General features: G+C 36.0%; 17 protein-coding genes and 1 other annotated feature. Of the genes, 13 read left to right on the forward strand and 4 right to left on the reverse strand.

Features of this window, described 5'->3' with window-relative positions:
• Positions 1-459 precede the first annotated feature (459 nt).
• Genes QGM71_RS10135 through QGM71_RS10145 form a run of 3 tightly spaced genes read right to left on the reverse strand, consistent with a single transcriptional unit; the run spans position 460 to position 3,376 of the window.
• Positions 460-1,296 (reverse strand): ABC transporter ATP-binding protein, encoded by an 837-nt coding sequence (locus QGM71_RS10135; RefSeq protein ID WP_327607429.1) that lies wholly within the window; start codon positions 1,294-1,296, stop codon positions 460-462.
• A 17-nt stretch (positions 1,297-1,313) separates the two neighbouring features.
• Entirely contained in the window at positions 1,314-2,375 is a 1,062-nt protein-coding gene (locus tag QGM71_RS10140; protein ID WP_327607430.1) for a FecCD family ABC transporter permease, read from the reverse strand.
• Complete coding sequence (locus tag QGM71_RS10145) at positions 2,372-3,376, reverse strand: FecCD family ABC transporter permease (protein ID WP_327607431.1); 1,005 nt, start codon at positions 3,374-3,376, stop codon at positions 2,372-2,374. The genes QGM71_RS10140 and QGM71_RS10145 overlap by 4 nt, the downstream gene beginning before the upstream one ends.
• Before the next feature lie 185 nt (positions 3,377-3,561).
• On the opposite strand from QGM71_RS10145, the gene QGM71_RS10150 reads away from it, so the two are divergent.
• The 5 genes from QGM71_RS10150 to QGM71_RS10170 all read left to right on the forward strand — a co-directional run bounded on the left by QGM71_RS10150 (position 3,562) and on the right by QGM71_RS10170 (position 9,744).
• Entirely contained in the window at positions 3,562-4,536 is a 975-nt protein-coding gene (locus tag QGM71_RS10150; RefSeq protein WP_327607432.1) for an ABC transporter substrate-binding protein, read from the forward strand.
• A 187-nt stretch (positions 4,537-4,723) separates the two neighbouring features.
• On the forward strand, positions 4,724-5,842 hold the full coding sequence (locus tag QGM71_RS10155; RefSeq protein WP_327607433.1) for a DUF262 domain-containing protein: 1,119 nt from the start codon (positions 4,724-4,726) through the stop codon (positions 5,840-5,842).
• Positions 5,832-6,491 (forward strand): MAE_28990/MAE_18760 family HEPN-like nuclease, encoded by a 660-nt coding sequence (locus QGM71_RS10160; protein ID WP_327607434.1) that lies wholly within the window; start codon positions 5,832-5,834, stop codon positions 6,489-6,491. Before QGM71_RS10155 ends, QGM71_RS10160 begins: the two co-directional genes overlap by 11 nt.
• A 159-nt stretch (positions 6,492-6,650) precedes the next feature.
• Complete coding sequence (locus QGM71_RS10165) at positions 6,651-8,174, forward strand: Eco57I restriction-modification methylase domain-containing protein (protein WP_327607435.1); 1,524 nt, start codon at positions 6,651-6,653, stop codon at positions 8,172-8,174.
• Between the two features lie 424 nt (positions 8,175-8,598).
• Positions 8,599-9,744: an alpha-hydroxy acid oxidase gene (locus QGM71_RS10170; RefSeq protein ID WP_327607436.1), complete on the forward strand. Its 1,146-nt coding sequence runs from the start codon at positions 8,599-8,601 to the stop codon at positions 9,742-9,744.
• Positions 9,745-9,913: 169 nt separating this feature from the next.
• On the opposite strand, the gene QGM71_RS10175 is transcribed toward QGM71_RS10170, so the two are convergent.
• Positions 9,914-10,366, reverse strand: coding sequence for a DUF4871 domain-containing protein (locus QGM71_RS10175; RefSeq protein WP_327607437.1), 453 nt, complete (start codon positions 10,364-10,366; stop codon positions 9,914-9,916).
• A 298-nt stretch (positions 10,367-10,664) separates the two neighbouring features.
• Here QGM71_RS10175 and QGM71_RS10180 point away from each other — a divergent pair, with 298 nt between their 5' ends.
• From QGM71_RS10180 to phnE (QGM71_RS10215), 8 genes are all read left to right on the forward strand, one after another.
• A complete protein-coding gene (locus QGM71_RS10180) occupies positions 10,665-12,053 on the forward strand; it encodes a YjiH family protein (protein WP_327607438.1) in 1,389 nt (462 codons plus the stop codon).
• A 178-nt stretch (positions 12,054-12,231) separates the two neighbouring features.
• Positions 12,232-13,425 (forward strand): aminotransferase-like domain-containing protein, encoded by a 1,194-nt coding sequence (locus QGM71_RS10185; RefSeq protein WP_327607439.1) that lies wholly within the window; start codon positions 12,232-12,234, stop codon positions 13,423-13,425.
• 381 nt (positions 13,426-13,806) lie between these two features.
• Positions 13,807-14,029 (forward strand) — a binding site (T-box leader).
• A 251-nt stretch (positions 14,030-14,280) separates the two neighbouring features.
• Positions 14,281-15,402 (forward strand): glutamate 5-kinase, encoded by a 1,122-nt coding sequence (gene proB / locus QGM71_RS10190; RefSeq protein ID WP_327607440.1) that lies wholly within the window; start codon positions 14,281-14,283, stop codon positions 15,400-15,402.
• A 1-nt stretch (position 15,403) separates the two neighbouring features.
• A complete protein-coding gene (locus QGM71_RS10195; protein WP_327607441.1) occupies positions 15,404-16,675 on the forward strand; it encodes a glutamate-5-semialdehyde dehydrogenase in 1,272 nt (423 codons plus the stop codon).
• A 507-nt stretch (positions 16,676-17,182) separates the two neighbouring features.
• Positions 17,183-18,085, forward strand: coding sequence for a phosphate/phosphite/phosphonate ABC transporter substrate-binding protein (phnD, locus tag QGM71_RS10200; protein WP_327607688.1), 903 nt, complete (start codon positions 17,183-17,185; stop codon positions 18,083-18,085).
• An 18-nt stretch (positions 18,086-18,103) separates the two neighbouring features.
• Positions 18,104-18,877: a phosphonate ABC transporter ATP-binding protein gene (gene phnC / locus QGM71_RS10205; RefSeq protein ID WP_327607442.1), complete on the forward strand. Its 774-nt coding sequence runs from the start codon at positions 18,104-18,106 to the stop codon at positions 18,875-18,877.
• Entirely contained in the window at positions 18,861-19,703 is an 843-nt protein-coding gene (phnE, locus tag QGM71_RS10210) for a phosphonate ABC transporter, permease protein PhnE (protein WP_327607443.1), read from the forward strand. Before phnC ends, phnE (QGM71_RS10210) begins: the two co-directional genes overlap by 17 nt.
• Positions 19,700-20,500 (forward strand): phosphonate ABC transporter, permease protein PhnE, encoded by an 801-nt coding sequence (gene phnE, locus QGM71_RS10215; protein WP_327607444.1) that lies wholly within the window; start codon positions 19,700-19,702, stop codon positions 20,498-20,500. The genes phnE (QGM71_RS10210) and phnE (QGM71_RS10215) overlap by 4 nt, the downstream gene beginning before the upstream one ends.
• The last annotated feature ends 310 nt before the right edge of the window (positions 20,501-20,810 follow it).

Consider the following 20,810-nt stretch of genomic DNA (forward strand, 5'->3'; position numbering starts at 1 on the left):
GATTAAATATATTTCCTAAATGGTTATGATAACCTCATTTAGATACATTACGGTGTACTGTATCATAAATAGTGGTAAAACAAAGAGTAGAAATGGAGTTATGTAAAACCGTATTAGAACAAATTAAATAATAAAATACAGCCCCTTAGAACTCTTGAACAAGTTTGAAGGGGTTTGTTTTTATACCAAAAGATGAAATTGCCAGTAATAGGAATAAACGTTCTCTTTTCATTAAGTTATCCAATGTTTAAATGGTATAATAGTACATAGTAGAAAGCTTAGAAGGTAGCAAGTTAAATTGTTTTAAAGGGAGTGATGACAATGCAAAATGAAACTGACATCCTAATCTATCAAACAGAAGAAGGGAATACAAAAATAGATGTACGGTTAGGAAATAAAACAGTTTGGATGACGCAAAAGGCAATAGCAGAATTGTACCAAAAGTGTAAACTTTATTGTTCAGACAATTCCAATTGTTCTTTTGCCACTGCCTTCACCTGCTTTATTTAGTAAACATCGTCCTTTACCATATGGAATACATAAAGGTGTACCAAAAATAGGGTCAGTCGTTACCTGGCAATCCATACGAAACACTTCTTTCACCAAGTTACACGTAATCACATTTTCCGGTTTTCCTTGTGCGTAAACCGTTTTATTTTGAATAGCTACTATATTATGAGCATAGCGGCAAGCTAAGTTTATATCATGTAATACCATAACAATAGTTCGATTTTCTCTTTCGTTTAACTCAAACAGTAAATCGAGAATTTCAATTTGATGCGTCATGTCTAAGTAAGTTGTCGGTTCATCTAGAAGGATTGTATCTGTATCTTGAGCTAACGTCATTGCAATCCAGGCTCTTTGTCTTTGTCCACCAGAAAGAGAGTCGACCTGTCTTTCAGCTAGATCTAACATCTGAGTTACCTTTAACGCCTCATGCACCTTTTGTTCATCTTCTTTAGACCACTGCTTTAGCCAGCTTTGGTACGGATAACGCCCTTGTTTCACAAGCTGTATAACCGTTAATCCTTCAGGCGCTTCAGGACCTTGCGGGAGAATAGATAATTGTTTAGCAATCTCTTTTGTTTTCATTTTTTCAATAGAAGCTCCATTAAGAACAACAGACCCTGCCTGTGGTTCTAATAAACGAGCCAGTGAACGTAATAACGTCGATTTCCCACAACCATTTCCTCCAATAAAGACAGTAATCTCGCCTTTAGGAATTTTTACATTAAGTTCTTCTATAATAATCGACTCTCCATAGCCAAGCGTTAATGATGACGTTTCAAGACTCATAACACCACTCCGTTCCTCTATAAATTTCTATACTTATACAATAAGAAAATAAAATATGGAGCACCAATAACTGCCGTAAAAACTCCAGCAGGAATCTCGTTCGGTCCAAATAATACTCTTCCTATTAAATCGGCCACCATTACTAGAATAGCGCCTACGAATGCCGAAACGGGAATAAGCGCTCCAAAGGAAGAACCTACCATCTTCCTGGAAATATGTGGGGCGAGTAAGCCTACAAAACCAATTCCACCTGCAAACGCAACGCCTCCTGCTGCAAACCCTGTACTAATAAGAAGGAAGAGCACTCGGTACCTGCCAACTGTACTACCTATTCCGGTAGCTATGGAATCACCTAACTGTTGAACATTTAAATGTCTAATCACCATTGCAAGTAAGATAATTAAGCAGATCGTCCAAGGTAACAGGATCGAAACATTTTGCCAACTCGCCCCATAAATGGACCCTGTAAGCCAGATGTTAGCCTGGCTTGCACGATAAATTGGTCCTAATATCATAAATAATGTTGTTAATGCCTGAGTTAATGCTGATAATCCAATCCCAATTAAAACTAACGTAATGGGGGATACACCATTTTTCCATGCTAATAAATAAATCAGTAAGGCGATTCCTACAGCTCCTATAAAGGCAGCTAAAGGCATCCACTTTATGCTTACTATTAGAGAGTTGTTTTCATCACTAAAGACCGCTAAAAAGCATACAACTGCAACAGCAGCTCCTCCTGTAATGCCGATAATGTCCGGAGAAGCTAATGGATTTCGAATGATCCCTTGTAAGATTGCACCTGAGATGGCTAATGATATTCCTACTAGGATCGCAACAATAATTCTCGGCAGTCGAAACGAATTAACAACGATCTTTTCTAGATTGTCCCCATAACCAAACCAGGCCTTTATCACATTCACCGGACTTATTTTCATATCACCCAAACCGGCGCTAATAAGTGCAATTAAAACAGTCAAAGATAAAAGCACAAAAATAACGACTAAACTTTTACGATGAATTAAAAAAGATATATTTTTTCTGCCAAAGCGCAGTGGGATATAGTTTTTAGACTTCACGACTTAGCCAACCCCTTACGTGCAATGTAAATGAAAAACGGGGTCCCGATTATCGCAGTCATTACACCTACAGGCACCTCTTGTGGCATAATTACATAACGCGCCGTAATATCGGCCCCAAGCAACAAACAACCTCCAATGATTGCACAATAAGGAATCAACCAGCGATGGTCAATCCCTACTAGAAAACGAGAAATATGAGGGACCATAATTCCAACAAAACCTATTGGACCAGCTATCGAAACCGATCCGCCAGCTAGTAAAATAATAATAATAGCAGCACATAATTTAGTAACTCCCGTTCGTTGACCAAGCCCCTTGGCGACATCTTCCCCCATAGACAAAAGGTTAATGCGACGAGCGATGAGTAATGAGCCGATCCAAGCGATAGTCATATATGGTAAGACTGCTTGCAAGTATTCCAATTTTCTCCCTTGTACCGAGCCAGCCATCCAAAATAAAACTTCTTCTAATGCTTTTTCATTTAATACAAGAATTCCTTGAGTTAGGGGAGAGAATAAAGCCCAAATGGCAGCACCTGCTAATGTAAATTTCATTGGAGTCAATCCACCTTGGCCTAGGGAGCCAATTGAATAAACTGTAATTGCTGCGACTGCTGCACCGGCAAAGGCAATCCAAATAAATGTATCTAATGATGTAACAGCAAAAAAGGAAACAGAAAACACAATAAAAAAACTTGCCCCAGCATCAATTCCAAATATTTTTGGATCTGCCAATGGATTTTTCGTTAAAGCCTGCATTAGAGCACCAGCAATACCTAAGCTTGCGCCAACAGCAGCTGCAATCAACGCTCTTGGCATCCTTACGGTTTGGATAATTAGATGTTCATTTGAACCATCAAAGTTTGTATATGCTTCAATTGCTAGTTTCCATGAAGTATCTGTATAGCCATAAACAATACTTACACAAATGAATAATAGAAAGAAAAATATCCCTACTAAGAGCCCGAAGACTTTTGCTGGGGTTGTTTTTAATAACATGATGTGACTCCTTAAATTCCACTGTCTTAATTTTTTCTAACTTTAAGTCTATTTCAAGCGAGAACGGTTGTCAATGACAATGAGAATCATTTTCGATTACGTGTTGACATCCTGTGAAACTAATTTTATTATATTAATTGAGAATGATATTTATTATCAATTACAATAATATACGGAGGAATCATATGCTAAACAAATCAAAGAAATTCATGACTTTATTACTTATGTTTGCATTTATTGTAGCTTTAGTTGCATGCGGTACTAATACAGAAGAAACTAATACTGAAACGTCTGAAGCTGATGTAGAAGCTGAAACAGCTTCATACACAGTTGAACATGCAATGGGAACTACCGAAATTGAGAAAGCGCCAGAAAAGGTCGTTATATTAACGAACGAAGGAACTGAGGCATTTTTAGCATTAGGCGTAACACCAGTTGGAGCGGTTTCGTCTTGGACTGGAGACCCTTGGTATGAGCATATTAGCGAGCAAATGGATGGAGTCCAAGAAGTCGGAACTGAATCTGAACCAAATTTAGAAGCGATTGCAGCTCTTCAACCAGACTTAATTATCGGTAATAAAATGCGTCAAGAGGATGTGTATGAACAATTAAATGCTATTGCACCAACTGTATTTGCAGAATCTCTTCATGGAAATTGGAAAGTTAACTTTGAGCTTTATGCAGAAGCTTTAAACAAAAAAGAAGAAGGGCAACAAGTACTAGATGATTACGCCGATCGCATTGCAAGTATTCAAGAGCAGGCGGGAGAATTACTAGATTTAGAAATTTCTATGATCCGTTTCTTAGGTGGGGATGTTCGGATTTACCAAAAAGATTCGTTTTCTGGTGTGATCCTTGACGAAATCGGATTTGCACGTCCTGAATCACAAGATGTTGATGAATTTGCTATTATGGGAGCAACAAAAGAAATGATTCCAGAGATGGACGGTGACATCCTTTTCTATTTCACATATGAAACAGGTGATGGTGAAGGGTCAAAAGTAGAACAAGAATGGTTGGAAGATCCATTATTCAAGCAGTTACCTGTTGTAGACAGTGGAAATGCTTATAAAGTGGATGATGTCATTTGGAATACAGCTGGTGGTGTTATTGCTGCAAATCTAATGCTAGATGATTTAGAAAGCAAAATACTTAAATAAAATATTACTAAAATGTCCTTTACTTAAATAGTGAGGGATATTTTTATTTTAAAACAGGCAAATAATTCTCATTTAGATACATTACGGCGAACCGTATCATAAGTAAATGAGGTTATAAAATTTAAAGACTTAAAAAAACTTCCACAATATGGCATAATAAGAATAAATCAAATTTGAGGTGATTCTAATGAGTTTGGAAAGTTTAGAAAAAGAAATAGAGAAAAGTGCTAATGAAATAAAAACTGATTCTTATAGTATGTCCATAGGAGAGATAGCGAATTTATACAAAGACGGAGATTTAGATATTTTCCCGGAATATCAAAGATATTTTAGATGGAGTATAAATCAAAAGTCGGATTTAATTGAATCAATTATATTAGGTATTCCAATTCCTCCCATTTTTGTTGCGCAAGAGGCATCAGGAAAATGGGATGTTATTGATGGGCTTCAAAGAATCAGCACAATTTTAGAATTCATGGGAATTTTAAAGAAAAAGGATGAGGATGAATTATACTCACCTAGCAATATGGTGAAAACTAAATTTTTACCTTCTATTGAAGGCAAATGGTGGGACAACAAATCAGACGTGACTAACAGCTTTAGCGCCGACATAAGAAGAAAGATTAAAAGAAGTAAATTAGATATTATTATTATTGATAGTACTGCAAATCCCCAGGCTAAATACGAGATGTTTCAGAGGTTAAATACCAACAGTTCACAATTAACAGATCAGGAAGTTAGAAATTGCCTAATGCTTATGGTTAATCCTGAATACTTTAAAATAGTTAATGAACTATCAGAAGACAACACTTTTAAAACTGTGACATCTTTATCATCTAGAAACCTTCAAGAACAGTATGATAAGGAATTAATCGTAAGATATTTAATAGGACGTTCAGTGAATATCGAAAATATAAATCTACAAGATGATATTGGAAACTATTTAACTGAAGAACTAATAAATTTGATGGAGTCAAATAATGCTGATTTAAAGCGTTATAGTGAAGATTTTATTAATGCAATAGAACTTTTAAACGCGATATTAGAAGAAAAATCTTTTAAAAAATTTAATAAAGAAAAGAACACATTTGAAGGTGGATTTTCACTTAGCATGTATGAAGCAACGATAATTGGTTTGAGTGAAAACATTGATTTATGGGAGGACAAGGAGAGATTGGTAGATTTAATTAAAGAAATACCTAATGATGATCGATTTATGCATGCTACAACACGCGGTAAAAGACCCATTGCAAGATTCCGAGAGTTAACTATATTGTCAAGAGACTTATTTACAAATGAAAATTAAAGATATAGAAAACCTCGAAGAGAGAATAGATAGAGACTTTTCATGGAGAAAAAAGGAATTATTGCAATTGAAAATGGCTATTGAGAAAAATAATATTGCACTTTCTAAAAAAACACTTGTAAGAAGCGGAATTGCATTACTATGTGCTCATTGGGAAGGGTTTATTCGAAGTGTAGCTAATTACTATGTTGTATACGTATGTGGACAAAAAATCAAAAATAAGGACTTAAAAGAAAATTTTATTGCATTTAAGATAAGAAGTGATGTTAAGAAGAGTGGAGAGTCTCTAAAAAACTCAGTTCATACTAAATTATTAAAAAAGATAGAGAGTATCCAAGAACAAGTATTTTTTGTAAAGTTTATTGACGCTCCTTTTAAAAGGATAATAAATACAGATTCTAATCTAAACTACGAATTGTTTGAGGAAATATTACAAAGTATTGGCCTAGAAAATATCTATGAGACCAAGAAAAACTATATAGATAATGAGATGTTAAAATATCGACATGAAATAGTACACGGAGAAAACTATAATGATTCAGAGTATAATTTTTCCGAGGTTTATTCACAAGTACTATCCATCATGGAAGATTTTAAACTTCAAATCATTGATGCTGCCGAGACAAAGGCACATTTAAAGCAACTATAAGAATAGTCAATATTATATAAAATTTAATACTTATCTAAATGTTTTCTGACACTAATGCTTACATTCATGGAGGTATAACATGTAAGCTTATTTATTTAGTCACTTATTGTTTCAAACTTCTTAAAGAATGGATATAATATGTTTTACGGAGGTAAAACGATGATTAAGAGTTTCTTTGAACAGTTTGACACAAGAGCTACTGATTTTAATATTAAAAGAATAGAAAGCATAAATAAAGGAAAGAATGAACAATTTTTTACTCCAATGATAATTGCATCTTATATGAGCTCAATGCTTAAAGAGACTAAAAGAGAAGTAATCAACTTTTTGGATCCAGGTGTTGGTATTGGAAACTTAACAATTGCATTTATTGCAAATGTTTGTAATTGGAAAAATCGTCCTAATAAAATTCACTGTACTCTGTTTGAAATAGATTCAGAACTAATTTCTGTTTTAGAAAATAATTTAGAAATATGTAAAGCTTTATGCAAAAAATATAATATAGAAGTCGAATTTGAAATCATTAATAGTGATTTTATTCTCGAGTATGTAAGAGGAATGAAAGAGGATGAGTTAAAGAAAAAATTTGATTACATTAGTTTGAATCCACCATATAAGAAATTAAATACAGAGTCTTATCATAAAAAAATATTAAGTGAAATTGGAATTGATGTACCTAATTATTATGCTGCCTTTGTTTTGCTGTCAATAAATTTATTAAAAGATAAGGGTCAGTTAGTTTGTATTACTCCTCGTAGTTTCTGTAATGGGCAGTATTTTAAATCATATAGAAAATTTCTTTCAAACAACGTAAAATTAGAAAAGATTCACAACTTTAATTCTCGAAAAGATATTTTTTATGATGATATCTTACAAGAAGCAATAATAATGTATGTTTCTAAGAATAAACAAAAGTTTAATGATAGAGTTGAAATTATAGAGAGTATAGATAATAATTTAACTTGCATGGAGAGGATAAAAAAACGTTATGACAACATAGTCTTTCCGGATGACACTGACAAAATCATACGAATAATTAAGGATGATAGTATAGAGGTAGTCGAAAAAATGCATCAATTACCATATACTTTAGAAGATTTAAATATAAACGTATCAACAGGTCCCATAGTTGATTTTCGTGAAAAGGAAGGGTTGTTATCATTTGATAGGACTCCTTTTTCAGTTCCTATTATTTATCCGGAGAATTTTTATAAAGGATTAATAAGGTGGCCTTTAAAAGGAAAAAAACCACCTTTTCTAATTGAAGATAAAAGTAATATAAAAAACTTAAGATCTTCTGGAGTTTACGTTTTAGTAAAAAGATTCAGTTCTATGGAGGAAAAAAAGAGGATTGTTGCAGCGGTATATAACAGTGACTTAATTTGTAATACTAGAGTAGGATTTGATAACAAAACAAATTATTATCATATTACAAAGAATGGAATAAAAAATATCGAGATTGCGAAAGGACTTTCTTTGTATTTAAACTCGTCACTAGTAAATTTTTATTTTAGAACATTTAGTGGAAATACACAAGTAAATATAGCTGATCTAAAATTATTAAAATATCCCTCTATAAGTAATTTATTAAGATTAGGCAGAGCTTATGAAGGATTTCTCCCAAGTCAAGCTGAAATTGATAATATAATTGATACAATACTTTTCAAAAAAGAGAAACAATGAATTAATGTTGTTTCTCTTTTTAACTATTCTTTATTTAATTATTAAATTATGATTAGGTTGAAAGTAGAATATATAGTTATTACCAACTTCCTTGTTCCTCAGATAGATACATCACGGTGAACCGTATCATAATTAAGCGTAAAATAGGAAGGTAAGAAAGGGTTTTTCTTAATTTTTCCACTTAACGGTTCCTTGTTTGATTGCTATAATATATCCACAGAAATTCTAACCCCTCTGGTTAAAAGTTTAATAAAGTTAAAAAAGCATGTTAATGTATGGATACGCATTTTAATTTTATGAATAAGTTGGTAAATTAGGCTTCTGGGGGAAAAACATACGGTGATTTTCTTTTTTGGTAGATAAGAAAATGGTAAACTTATTTTTAGTAATATTCATGAATAAATATTTAAGGGATGATCAAGGGATGTCTAATTCTTTTAAAAGTAATGATAATGTCGTTCAATCTATTGATATAGAGGAAGATTCTCCAATTAGTTTCGAGGAAATAGAAAGTGCAGCCAAACAAGCTATGTCTACTCCTGCTTTTAGTTATATCGCTTCAGGTGCCGGTGGTGAGGAGACAGTAAGGAACAATGCCGATGCATTTAAGAAATATTCAATTACCCCGAGATTATTAAATGATGTATCCAAATTGGATACGAGTGTAACTATTTTTGGACAAACATACCCTACGCCACTATTACTTGCACCAGTTGGTGTTTTAAAGTTAGCTGATGAGCAGGGGGATCTGGCTGTTGCTCGGGCAGCAGCTAAATATAAGGTTCCGTTTATACAAAGTACTGTTTCGAGTTATTCAATTGAAGATGTAGCTCAAGCTACAAGTGATAGTTCTAAATGGTTTCAATTATATTGGTCCACCAACGAGGAAATTTCCTTTAATATGGTGAAACGAGCTGAAGAAGCAGGCTATAAAGCAATTGTATTAACGATAGACACTATTACACTAGGTTATAGAGAAAAAGACATGCGTCATCGATTTTCACCATTAGCACTAGGCTACGGTCAAGGAAACTTTGAATCAGATCCTGTATTCTTATCAACATTAGAAAAGGTTAATTCACGCACTATAGTTCAGGGTATTATAGATAATATCAATTATCCAGCTTTAAATTGGGAGCATGTCAAAGAGTTGAAAAAAAGAACGTCATTGCCACTCGTTTTAAAAGGGATTTTACATCCAGAAGATGCTCTTCTGGCTATTGAATATGGAGTTGATGGAATTATTGTTTCAAATCATGGTGGAAGGCAATTAGATGGTGTTATTTCTAGCATTGATGCTCTACCTGAAATCGTAAAGGTTGTAGATAGTCAAATTCCTGTATTATTTGATAGTGGGATTCGAAGAGGGATTGATGCCTTAAAGGTGCTAGCTCTTGGGGCTGATGCTGTCTTGGTTGGCCGTCCATACGTCTATAGCTTAGCTGCAGGTGGCGAAAAAGGGGTAGGACAATTTTTAGCTAATTTCCTTCAGGACCTTCAAACTTCTATGATGTTGTCCGGTGTTAAAGATGTAAAAGAACTACGCCAATTAAAAATTGCAAGAGTGTAGGTTAAATCTAGCATTAAATAATGATCCAACCAAAAAAGGAGCATTCCCTAACGAGGATGCTCTCCTGAAAGTACTCTATTTACGTGTCAAAGAACTAGAGTCAAATTACACACTTATTCGACAAACCCATTCTCCAAGCGTTTTTCATTGTTTTTTATTTCTGTCCTTATCATTCTTGATTAATATCAACGATAATTTCATCAAAATATTCTCCATCAATATAAACTTGTATCTTCCAAAGTCCTGATGATGGAAACAATACTGTTGAACGAGCGTGTCCGTAAATTTCATTGCCACGAGGGGATAACATTTCATCTTTGGAATTTATTGGATCTATCGCTCCTTCTTCGCCTTGTTTAAATGCTTTTACTTCCCATTCTTTGTAGGATATATCTTCCGCTCCCCAAAAATGCCACATCCACTTTTGTCCTCTTTCTGTAATTGTTTTCATACCAATTATTCCAATACTACCTTCTTTTCCAAACATTTCACCGTAATCACTCGAAAAAACTGTACTAGTATCTTCCCATTTTTCTTCTTTATTCATTTCTTCTGATTTACAAGACACCACCATCAAAAAAACAATACTAAATACAATCAGTATCAATATTTTTCTTCTCAAAAAAACTCCTCCTTTATTTTCTTAAATAATTAGCAATTTATAAATTTACTTTAATTTAGCACAAATTCTTCGTTTCCTCTTCAAAAAATATAAAAATATAATTTGTATTTTATCTTTTAAAGGTACTAAAACAATATTCAATTATGAATCAATCTGAAGGCAAATTACACAAAGGGAGATAAAATATACCATTGCATAATTATGCATATTTATGATATATTATTAGCTGTCTAATTAAGTAGGGATAATACGATCAACAAAATCTATTTAAAATATAAAGAAGTTGGAGAGATTCAACATGGGAATTGAAAAGCCACAACAGGTAAAAGAAGTTACTGACAAAAAAGAGTTTACAGCAAAACAATATATGGGCTTTTTGCTTCCGTCATTAATTGGAGTTTTGCTATTTTTAGTCCCTATTTCTGTGAATGGAAAAGTAACAATCGGACTAGGAGTTTTAGCGGATGGTTTACAGGGTGCCATAGCTGATTATATTCCTTTATTTATGACAATTGTCCTCTGTATTTCTGCAGTTGGTAGCTTGATCGTTAAATTTACAACAATAGAAGCAGTTAAAAAGAGTACATTTTTAACTAGTTTATTTGATATCACGCTATTCTGGTTACTATTAAGATGTATTGGCGCATTATTTGCTATTATTACATTGAATCAAATAGGTCCTGAATTTATTTGGTCGAGTGCTACGGGTGGAGTAGTACTATATGATTTAATTCCGGTATTAATGGTTTGGTTTTTATTTGCTTGTTTATTTATGCCTCTTTTACTTCAATTTGGGTTGATGGATTTTATCGGAACATTGGTACGTAAAGTAATGGTTCCTTTATTTAAATTACCTGGACGTTCCTCCATTGACGCTTTAGTATCATGGATGGGAAGTGGAACAGTGGGGGTATTATTAACGACACAACAATATGAAGCTGGTTATTATACAAAACGTGAAGCATCTGTTGTTGCAACGAACTTTTCTATTGCTTCGATTGCGTTTAGCCTTATTATTGCAAGGTTTTTAAATATTGACCATATGTTTATCCAGTTTTATTTTAGCGTAATTGTAACAGGAGTAATTGCTGCTATTATTTGTCCAAGGATCCCGCCTCTTTCGTTAAAGAAAAATACGTATTACGAGCCGGTAGGGAAACAAATAGATGAAGTTGTGCCAGAAGGAGTATCTAGTTTCCGATGGGGAGTTAAAAAGGCTGTTGAAAAAGCAGACCAAGTTAAGAGTTATTCCAGTGTAATAAAAAGCGGGGTACAAAATGTAATCGATATTTGGTTCGCTTTAATACCATTGGTGATGGCGTTAGGAACGGTAGCACTTGTTATTGCGGAGTTTACTCCAATATTTAATATCCTATCTTATCCTTTTGTACCATTCCTTCAGTTACTGCAAATCCCAGAGGCTCAAGCTGCTGCACCTGCTATGCTTGTTGGTTTTGCAGATATGTTTTTACCTGCTGTAGTTGGAAGTGGGATTGAGTCAGAACTTACACGATTTGTTATAGGTGTAATGTCCTTATCCCAGTTAATATACATGTCTGAAATTGGTATTCTATTAATAAAATCAAAAATCCCAGTTTCATTTGTAGAACTATTTATTATATTTCTACAAAGAACAATCATTACGTTGCCAATTGCTGCATTAATGGCACATCTATTATTTTTTTAAATGTAATTTAGTAAAAGTGAATTAGAAGATGGTAACTTGGAAGTTTAAATAAAAAAAATTAATATAAGACCAGAAAGCATTGGTACCTACCAATGCTTTCTATTTGTTATTTTAATAAAAATAGTTAATCTGTATATAACAATAACAGCAAAACATAATGGAAAGGTGAATGATAGAAATGAATATGGAATCTTTTCTTTCTGAAGACACGAAAACCGCTCTTAAGAATGATCCACCGGGCGAATGGATGCCAACACTCCCGGATGGTTGTATACGTTTAAGTTCTGGATTCCCGGCACCTAATCTTATCCCAGTTGAGCAGCTTCAAGCAGCAGTTATGCGCCTGCTTGAAGAAGAGAAGGATTTACCGTTGCATTATATTGGAAGCCCTAAAATGGCAAAGCTAAAGGAACAGCTACAAGCGAGGTTGTTACGACGTGGTATCCGTGCTTCAGAAGATGAACTCTTAATTACATCTGGTGCATGTCAGGCGATCGATCTAATTGCCCGCATTTTAGTGGATAATAAAACAGTCGTTGCCGTAGAATCGCCAACGTATATGGAAGCATTAGAAGTATTCCAAAACTATACGAAGCACTTTATTAGTATTCCAGTGGATGAGTACGGACTGCAAACAAATAAATTAGAAGAGATTCTAGCAGAAAGGAAAAGAAAAGGGTTCCCGCTTCCTCGTATTTTATATACAATCCCAACTTTTCAAAATCCAACAGGTACAACGATGACAATGGATCGTCGGAAACATGTGTTGGAACTTGCTGCCAAGTATGATTTTCTTATCATAGAAGACGATGCTTATGGGGAATTATACTTTCAAACACACTCAGTTCCGTTAAAAGCAATGGACAACGAAGGACGTGTTCTACATGTTGGTTCTTTATCCAAGGTAGTAGCACCGGGAATGCGAATCGGATGGATAACTGCAACAACCGAATTTATTACCGCTTTGGCTTGGTTTAAAAAAGATTTAGACCATCCGTTTGCCCAGGCAACAATGGCTTCCTTTTTAGAAAGAACTGACTTAGAGGAAAGGCTCAAAACCTTAAGAGAAACGTACCAAGAAAAGTGTAACGTCTTACTTTCTGCATTGGAACAACACATGCCCAAATCAGTCTCGTGGTATGTTCCAGAAGGTGGTTACTTTGTGTGGGTCAAAATTGTTGGTGTTGATACGTCGGAATTTTTAACTCAGGCTCTCGATGAAGGTGTCTCCTATATCCCGGGTAAACATTTTTTCTTAAATCAGCAGGATGGAGCAGAGTACCTTCGTCTATCATTTAGTTACGCTGACCAAAAAGAGATAGTAGAAGGAATTCAGAAACTCAGTAAAGTTATAAAATTAATCCTTTCGTAGTATTTATACCAAGTATGACAAGTGCGGTGAACCATACCATAATTAAATGTGTTTTTTCATCATACATTTATTCCATCTTCGTGAATATTATAGTTAAGAAAGTAGTCTAAGTGAATCTTATACTCTGGAGTGAATCTCCTGCGGCAGTGGAAGATCGACTAACTCCGCCGCTCCTGAGCGACTACGTCGACCCACCCGCGATGCGCGGGGGCAGTCCGTACGTCCCTAAACGGGCGCTTGCGCTTTTGTTCATGCTAAATAGTAACGGTATTACCTGTTTATTAATGGGAAAATTAAAAAAGTATTGACACAGAACGAAATCCCGTTCATAATGTTTCTAATATTAACTGTAGATAAATCTTTAAGGATTTAAATTTATATAAAAAAGTAATGATAGGGACTAGTAAATAGTTATCAGGTAAAAGAGAGTAAAATTCATCGGCTGAAAGATTTTACACACCTTAAATGCTATTGAACCTATCCCTTGAACTGTTAGGCAAAACCTAACCGATTTCCTGCGTTAAAGGATTTTTAAGTGGATATTAGAATAAATCTAATATCAATGAAGGTGGTACCACGGAGACAAAGCTCTTCCGTCCTTATTACAAGGATGGAAGGGCTTTTTTTATCAAATAGAAGTATAAAATTTTTGGCTGGATAAGTTCTATGTCAGCAAAAGCGATGTCCAGCTCTAGCGCCCATCACCTAGTGCGCTTCCGGCTCCTTCTTGCGATAAGTCAACATCGATTCAGCTACGCTCATCGTGTTTCCTTTATCTCATACGGGTCCGTCCAGCGCATACGGTGATAAACGGGCGCTTGCGCTTTTGTTATAAAAATGGATGGTGAATGAATAGTGAAGAAGAAAAGAATTGTTGTCAAAATAGGGAGTAGTTCTTTGACAAATAGTAATGGTGGACTTTGTAGTGAGAAGATGTGTGAGCATGTTGATGCTCTTGCACGATTAAAGAAGCTTGGGCATGAAGTTATTCTCATTTCGTCCGGAGCCGTTGCAACAGGCTTTGCTGATCTAGGCTATTCATCTCGTCCTACCACCATTGCTGGCAAGCAAGCAGCTGCAGCCGTTGGCCAAGGATTATTAATCAGAGGGTATACGGAAGAATTTAAAGAAAGGCATGGCATTGTGGCGGCACAATTACTGTTGACGAGGCATAATTTCTTGCATAAAGATCAATATCATAATGCAAATGTCACATTATCTGAGCTTTTAAAATGTAATGTCCTGCCGATTATTAATGAAAATGATTCGGTGTCTGTAGAAGAATTAACCTTTGGGGATAATGATATGCTATCGGCGCTAGTGAGTGGCCTCGTTCAAGCGGATTTTTTAATGATCTTGACGGATATCAATGGAATCTATAATCAAAACCCACGAACAAATCCGAATGCGATAAAGTATGACTTTCTTCATGAAATTAATGATGAATTAGTAAGTGGTGCTTCTGGAACGGGTACGAAGATTGGTACCGGTGGAATGAAATCAAAAGTAGAGGCAGCACGAACGGCGCTGGATTTGGGTGTAAAAGTATTTATTGGATCCGGTACAGGGAATGAAAAATTGGTCGATATTCTTGTTGGAAAAGGGGATGGAACCTATATTGGAAGTACTTCTCAAGCTAGTGTGAAAGCGTCGAAGCAATGGTTAGCACTACATTCCATTCCTAGTGGAAAAATTGAAGTTGATCAAGGTGCAGTAGGTGCGATCTTAAGGCAAGGGAAAAGTCTTCTTCCGGCTGGTGTGACAAACATTTATGGGAACTTTACTACCGATGATGTCGTTGAGGTTGTGAACATAAATGGAAACATTATCGGCAAAGGGAAAGTGAATTTCTCTTCAGAACAATTATTGGAAATTAAAGGATTATCAAGTACAGAAGCTATGGTTATAACTAACAGTCATCACAGAGTGGTAATCCATAGGGATCATTGGGTCAGCCAAATTGAGAGGAGAAGGTAGGATGAGTGAAATCGTTCAAGCAAGCCAAAGTAGGGAGTTAATTCAAAAAGGGAAAAAGGCTAAAGCAGCCGCTTCTTTATTAGCAAAAGCGACGACTGAACAAAAAAATAAAGCACTTCTAATGATGGCAGAACAGCTTATCAAAGAACAGGCATTTATTTTAGCAGAAAATGAGAAAGACATAAGAGCTGGAAAAGAAAATGGAATGACTGACGCTTTGCTTGATCGCTTAAAATTAAATGACCAACGATTACGAGACATGTCCGAAGCGCTTATTCAGTTAACAAAACTGAAAGATCCCACTGGCGAATTGTTAGAGGAATGGGAACCTCCGAACGAACTTAATATCTCACAAATCCGAGTACCGCTTGGGGTAGTTGGCATGATTTATGAAGCTAGGCCGAATGTGACAGTTGATGCATCAAGTCTTTGTTTAAAAACAGGTAATGCGGTATTGCTTCGTGGGAGTTCAACAGCAATCAATTCCAATATAGCAATTGTAAAGGTTATCCAGCATGCGCTTGAATTGAGTAAACTACCTATTGAGTCTGTGCAATTGCTTGAAGACACAAGCCGAAAAACGGCCTCTGAAATGTTCAAATTGAATCAATATCTCGATGTGTTAATTCCTCGTGGTGGTGCAAAGCTGATTCAAACGGTTGTGCAAAACTCGACCGTTCCAGTATTAGAAACGGGTGCAGGGAATTGTCATGTATATATTGATGAAACAGCTGATCCGAAAATGGCGATTGATATAGCGATCAATGCCAAAACACAACGTCCATCTGTATGTAATGCTTGTGAAACGATTCTTATCCATCGGAAGTGGGCATCCAAGCATTTACAAGATTTATATACCGCTTTACGAGAGAAAGAAGTGCGTATTCATGGGGATGAAACGGTACAAAAAGTGGGAATGGATGTCATTCCTGCTACTGAAGCAGATTGGGGAACGGAGTATTTAGATCTGGAATTGGCATTAAAGGTAGTCGGTAACAATGATGAGGCCATTGCACATATTAATCGTTATGGAACAAAACACTCAGAGGCGATAATTTCCCGGACGGTGGAAAATGTAGAACAATTTTTCAATGAAATTGATGCTGCAGCCATCTATCACAATGCCTCAACAAGATTCACTGACGGATTTGAATTTGGATTCGGAGCTGAAATTGGGATAAGTACACAAAAACTCCATGCTCGTGGACCAATGGGTTTAACCGCCTTAACCTCAACTAAATATATCATTAAGGGAAAAGGGCAAGTAAAGTAGTCTCTACGTGTTAATGTGGCCATTAGCTCCTTTTCTATCGTAGCAGGAAGTAGAAATAAGCATAGATAAAACCTGAGCTCAGTGATTAGAGGCTCAGGTTTTTTTGAATGGGAAAAGGATGCTGAAGGGAATCGAGAGGAGAATGTTGATCGTATATCTTCTCCTAGATAATCGTTTGTCTCAAGCCACTAATAGAACTACTCAATTATGGAATAGAGCCAGATCAACAGCGATGCATCTTAGAATCGCGTTTAGCGACTTTTATAATAGATGGTTGATCTAAAAATGCTTGCCATTCATAAAAAAATTTTTGTTGGGCCATCAAGCGGAGTTTTTTCTGAATTTCAATTTTTATTATATTGCATATATAAAGATCTTTTATTTCGTAATATTAAAAAACATAAATAGAAAATTTACCAAATATTTACACTGATTTAATACTATATAAACATTTGAGAGTTATAATAACCTTGTAAATAGAAAATAACAGGGAGGAACTTAGTGGATATGAGAAAATATTTGTTTATTTTAATTACTATATTATTGGTTTTTTTACTGGCAGCATGTGGAGATGGGGAAAGTGAAGCGTCTTCTTCAGCGGATTGGCCGGATGAACTTGTTATAGGTGTAGTACCTTCCGAGGATCAAACTTCTGTATCGCCACGAGTGGAACAGTTTGCTGAAGAATTAAGTGAAGAATTAGAAGTTGATATAGAAGTATTTATGGGTACGAATTATAATGGTGTCATTGAAGGACTAAAGAATGAACATGTAGATATTGCGTTTTTTGGTCCATTTGCTTATATATTGGCAAATGAAAGAAGCGGTGCGGAAGTATTTGCAATTGGTGCAGAAAGTGAAGATGAAATTTCTTATCAAAGTGCTTTCATTGTGCCAGCTGATTCTGATGTACAGGAGCTTGCTGATTTAGAAGGTAAAGATTTCTTATTTGTCGATCCAGCATCAACCTCGGGACATATTTTCCCTCGTTCTGCTGTTATTGATGAAATTGGGATAACGAATGAAGAGGTAGACGCTTTCTTTGGTAATGTTTCTTTTTCCGGAAGTCATGATGCATCCATTTTGTCCGTCATTAATGGGGATGTGGATGGAGCTGCAATCGCTACGGATGTGATGGATGCTATGATTGCTCAAGGGCAAATTGATGAAAATGATTTTAGAATTATCCATTCATCAGATGATATTCCACGTGGTCCGGATGCTTATCGCTCTGACCTTCCAGAAGATTTAAAAGAAGCAATTCGCGAATTTTATTATTCCTATGAAGACGAACATTATTTTGAAGAAAGAGGAATTAATGGTTTTTATCCGATAGAAGATGAGGCATACGATGTTGTCCGCCGAACTGCTGAAAACCTGGGTATGAGTCCAGAAGAATTGCTAAATTAATTACTGAGGGGAATATCCATGACAGATATTTTTTTGGAGACACGTAATTTAAAGAAAGTATATCCTGATGGTACGGAAGCATTAAAAAATATTACACTTACATTCAACAAAGGGGAACTGGTTTCCATTATTGGACCAAGTGGAGCGGGCAAAAGTACATTTTTAAGGTCGATTAATAGACTAAATCAGTCAAGTTCCGGTGAAGTTATCTTTCAGAACGAACAGATTACAAACGTAAAAGGGAAGAAATTACTGTTGGTACGCAGACAAATTGGGATGATTTTTCAAGATTTTAACTTGATTAAACGGTCCACTACCGTTCGAAATGTACTGCATGGAAGACTTGGATACATGTCTTCTTTAAAAGGAGCTTTCGGCAAATTTTCAGAAGAAGATGTTAAAGAAGCTTTGGCGATTCTCCGGCGTGTTGGGCTGGAGGATCATGCGTTTAAACGAGCGGATGAACTAAGTGGCGGGCAACAGCAGCGTGTTGGTATTGCAAGAGCCATTGCCCAAAAGCCCGCTCTTATCCTAGCAGATGAACCGATAGCAAGCCTAGACCCATCATCTTCTTCTAACGTGATGAATTATTTAAAAAACATTAGCGAAGAAGACGGGATTACGACGATCGTCAACCTGCATCAAGTGGATGTTGCGAAACGATTTGCTAGTCGTATTATAGGAATTAAAGCAGGAGAAGTCGTATTTGACGGGAAGCCAAATGAACTGAATGAACAGAGAATTAATGAGATTTATGATCAACGGGGGTTAGTGAATGAACTTACCTCTTGAAGAAGCTTTACAGCAACAATCAAACAAACAGCAACTACAATATGAAGCGTACAAAAGCAGGAAACGCAGTTTATTATACAATCGTTATTTCATACTCGGAATTCTTGCCATCCTTGTCATTTGGTCTTGGGTTGGTACAAAATTTCATATAATGGACCTATTTTCCGGCTTTTCAAATATGGCTATTTTCATTTTTCAGGATTTATTGCCACCGGATTTTACTACAATTCCTTCTTTTGTGGGGCCTATATTAGAAACATTATATATGAGCTATGTTGGACTTTTATTTTCCGTTACGTTCTCGTTGTTTTTTGGGCTAATGGCAGCAAAAAACACAACTGTTCATCCGGCAGTTGCTTTAGTGAGCCGTTCGTTCATCGCATTTTTGCGTTCCATTCCCGCGATGGTATGGGGAATCTTATTAGTGGCGGCCATTGGACTGGGACCTCTCGCGGGGACACTGGCATTAGGATTATCCGGAATCGGTATTCTTGGCAAAGCCTTTGCAGATTTATTGGAAGAAATTGATGAAAATCAAGTCAACGCTGTAAGAGCGACAGGAGCAAATTGGTTCCAAGTGATCGGTCAAGCTGTATGGCCACAATTCAAACCAGGCTTTGTCGGCTGGTCTTTGTATAAAATGGATTTAAATATTCGTGAAGCATCTGTCCTTGGAGTGGTTGGAGCAGGTGGAATTGGCTTTGCACTGGAAGGAAGCATCAGTTTATTCCAGTATCAACAAGCGTCTGTTGGAATACTGGCGATTTTCGCGCTTATCTTAGTCGTTGAATTTATTACAGCGAAGTTGCGGGAGAAGATTATATGAGTAAAATGAATAAGAAGAATAATAACCTATCTCGGGGAATCTTTTGGAGCTTGGCGCTTATTTTTTTTATGATCAGTCTACTTCAATTGGATATTGCTCCAGAAAAACTCGCAAACATTTTTTCCCGGACGCAAAGATTACTGGATAATATGTTTCCCCCAGTCATTGATGATCCGATCAACATAGCTGGCGCCGCGATAGAATCATTGCAAATTGCTGTTATGGGCACGTTATGGGGGATCATATTTTCCATACTATTAGCTTTTTTTGCCGCGAGAAATATGACACCCCATATTTCCATCAGTTATCTCGTAAAAGCATTGGCAGCATTTGTACGGGCTGTCCCTGCACTTATTTGGGCGCTTTTATTCATCATAGCTGTTGGACTGGGGCCTACACCCGGTATTTTAGCGTTGGCAGTAAATAGTGTTGGAATGCTTGTTAAAGTATACGCAGAGGCGATTGAAGAGATTGATCAACGGGTCATTGATGCGATTAGAGCTACAGGAGGAAGTCCCATTCAAGTAGTCATGCAGGGAGTTCTTCCTACTATTTCGAGTATTTTTATTTCATGGTCCGTGTTCCGATTTGATATAAATCTGCGTTATGCAACTGTATTAGGGGTAGTTGGCGCAGGAGGAATTGGCTGGGAATTGATTCGTGCCTCGCGAATGATAGCCTATAATGAGATGCTAGGGATCACTATCGTCATGTTTATCATGGTACTCGGGGCTGAATATTTTACGAGATTCCTTAAACAACGTGCCGATTTGGCAACAATAAGAGCTACTAAATAATAGAAGGATGCCGAATTACAGCCACTTGTTCAAAATAAACGGTCAGTCCCCCACCATGTTAAAGCATAGTGGAGCGGGGGACTGACCCATTGGCCTTAGAATACGACTTAGTAATTATATTAGCAGAAAAAATACTAAAAGTTTCAGTGAAGGGTAGTAAGCTTTTTAGTTCCAAGTTACAGCAATAATGCACACACTAAAATTTTTCAATAAAGTATGACAAAATTCGCTAAGGAACAGACACCCTAAGGAAAACAAGAGATTACGTTTTCTTGTTTGTCCCTCGAGAAAAGATGCAGCCGAACTAGTA

This window comes from Virgibacillus tibetensis (assembly GCF_036026595.1).
Taxonomy (GTDB): domain Bacteria; phylum Bacillota; class Bacilli; order Bacillales; family Amphibacillaceae; genus Virgibacillus_P; species Virgibacillus_P tibetensis.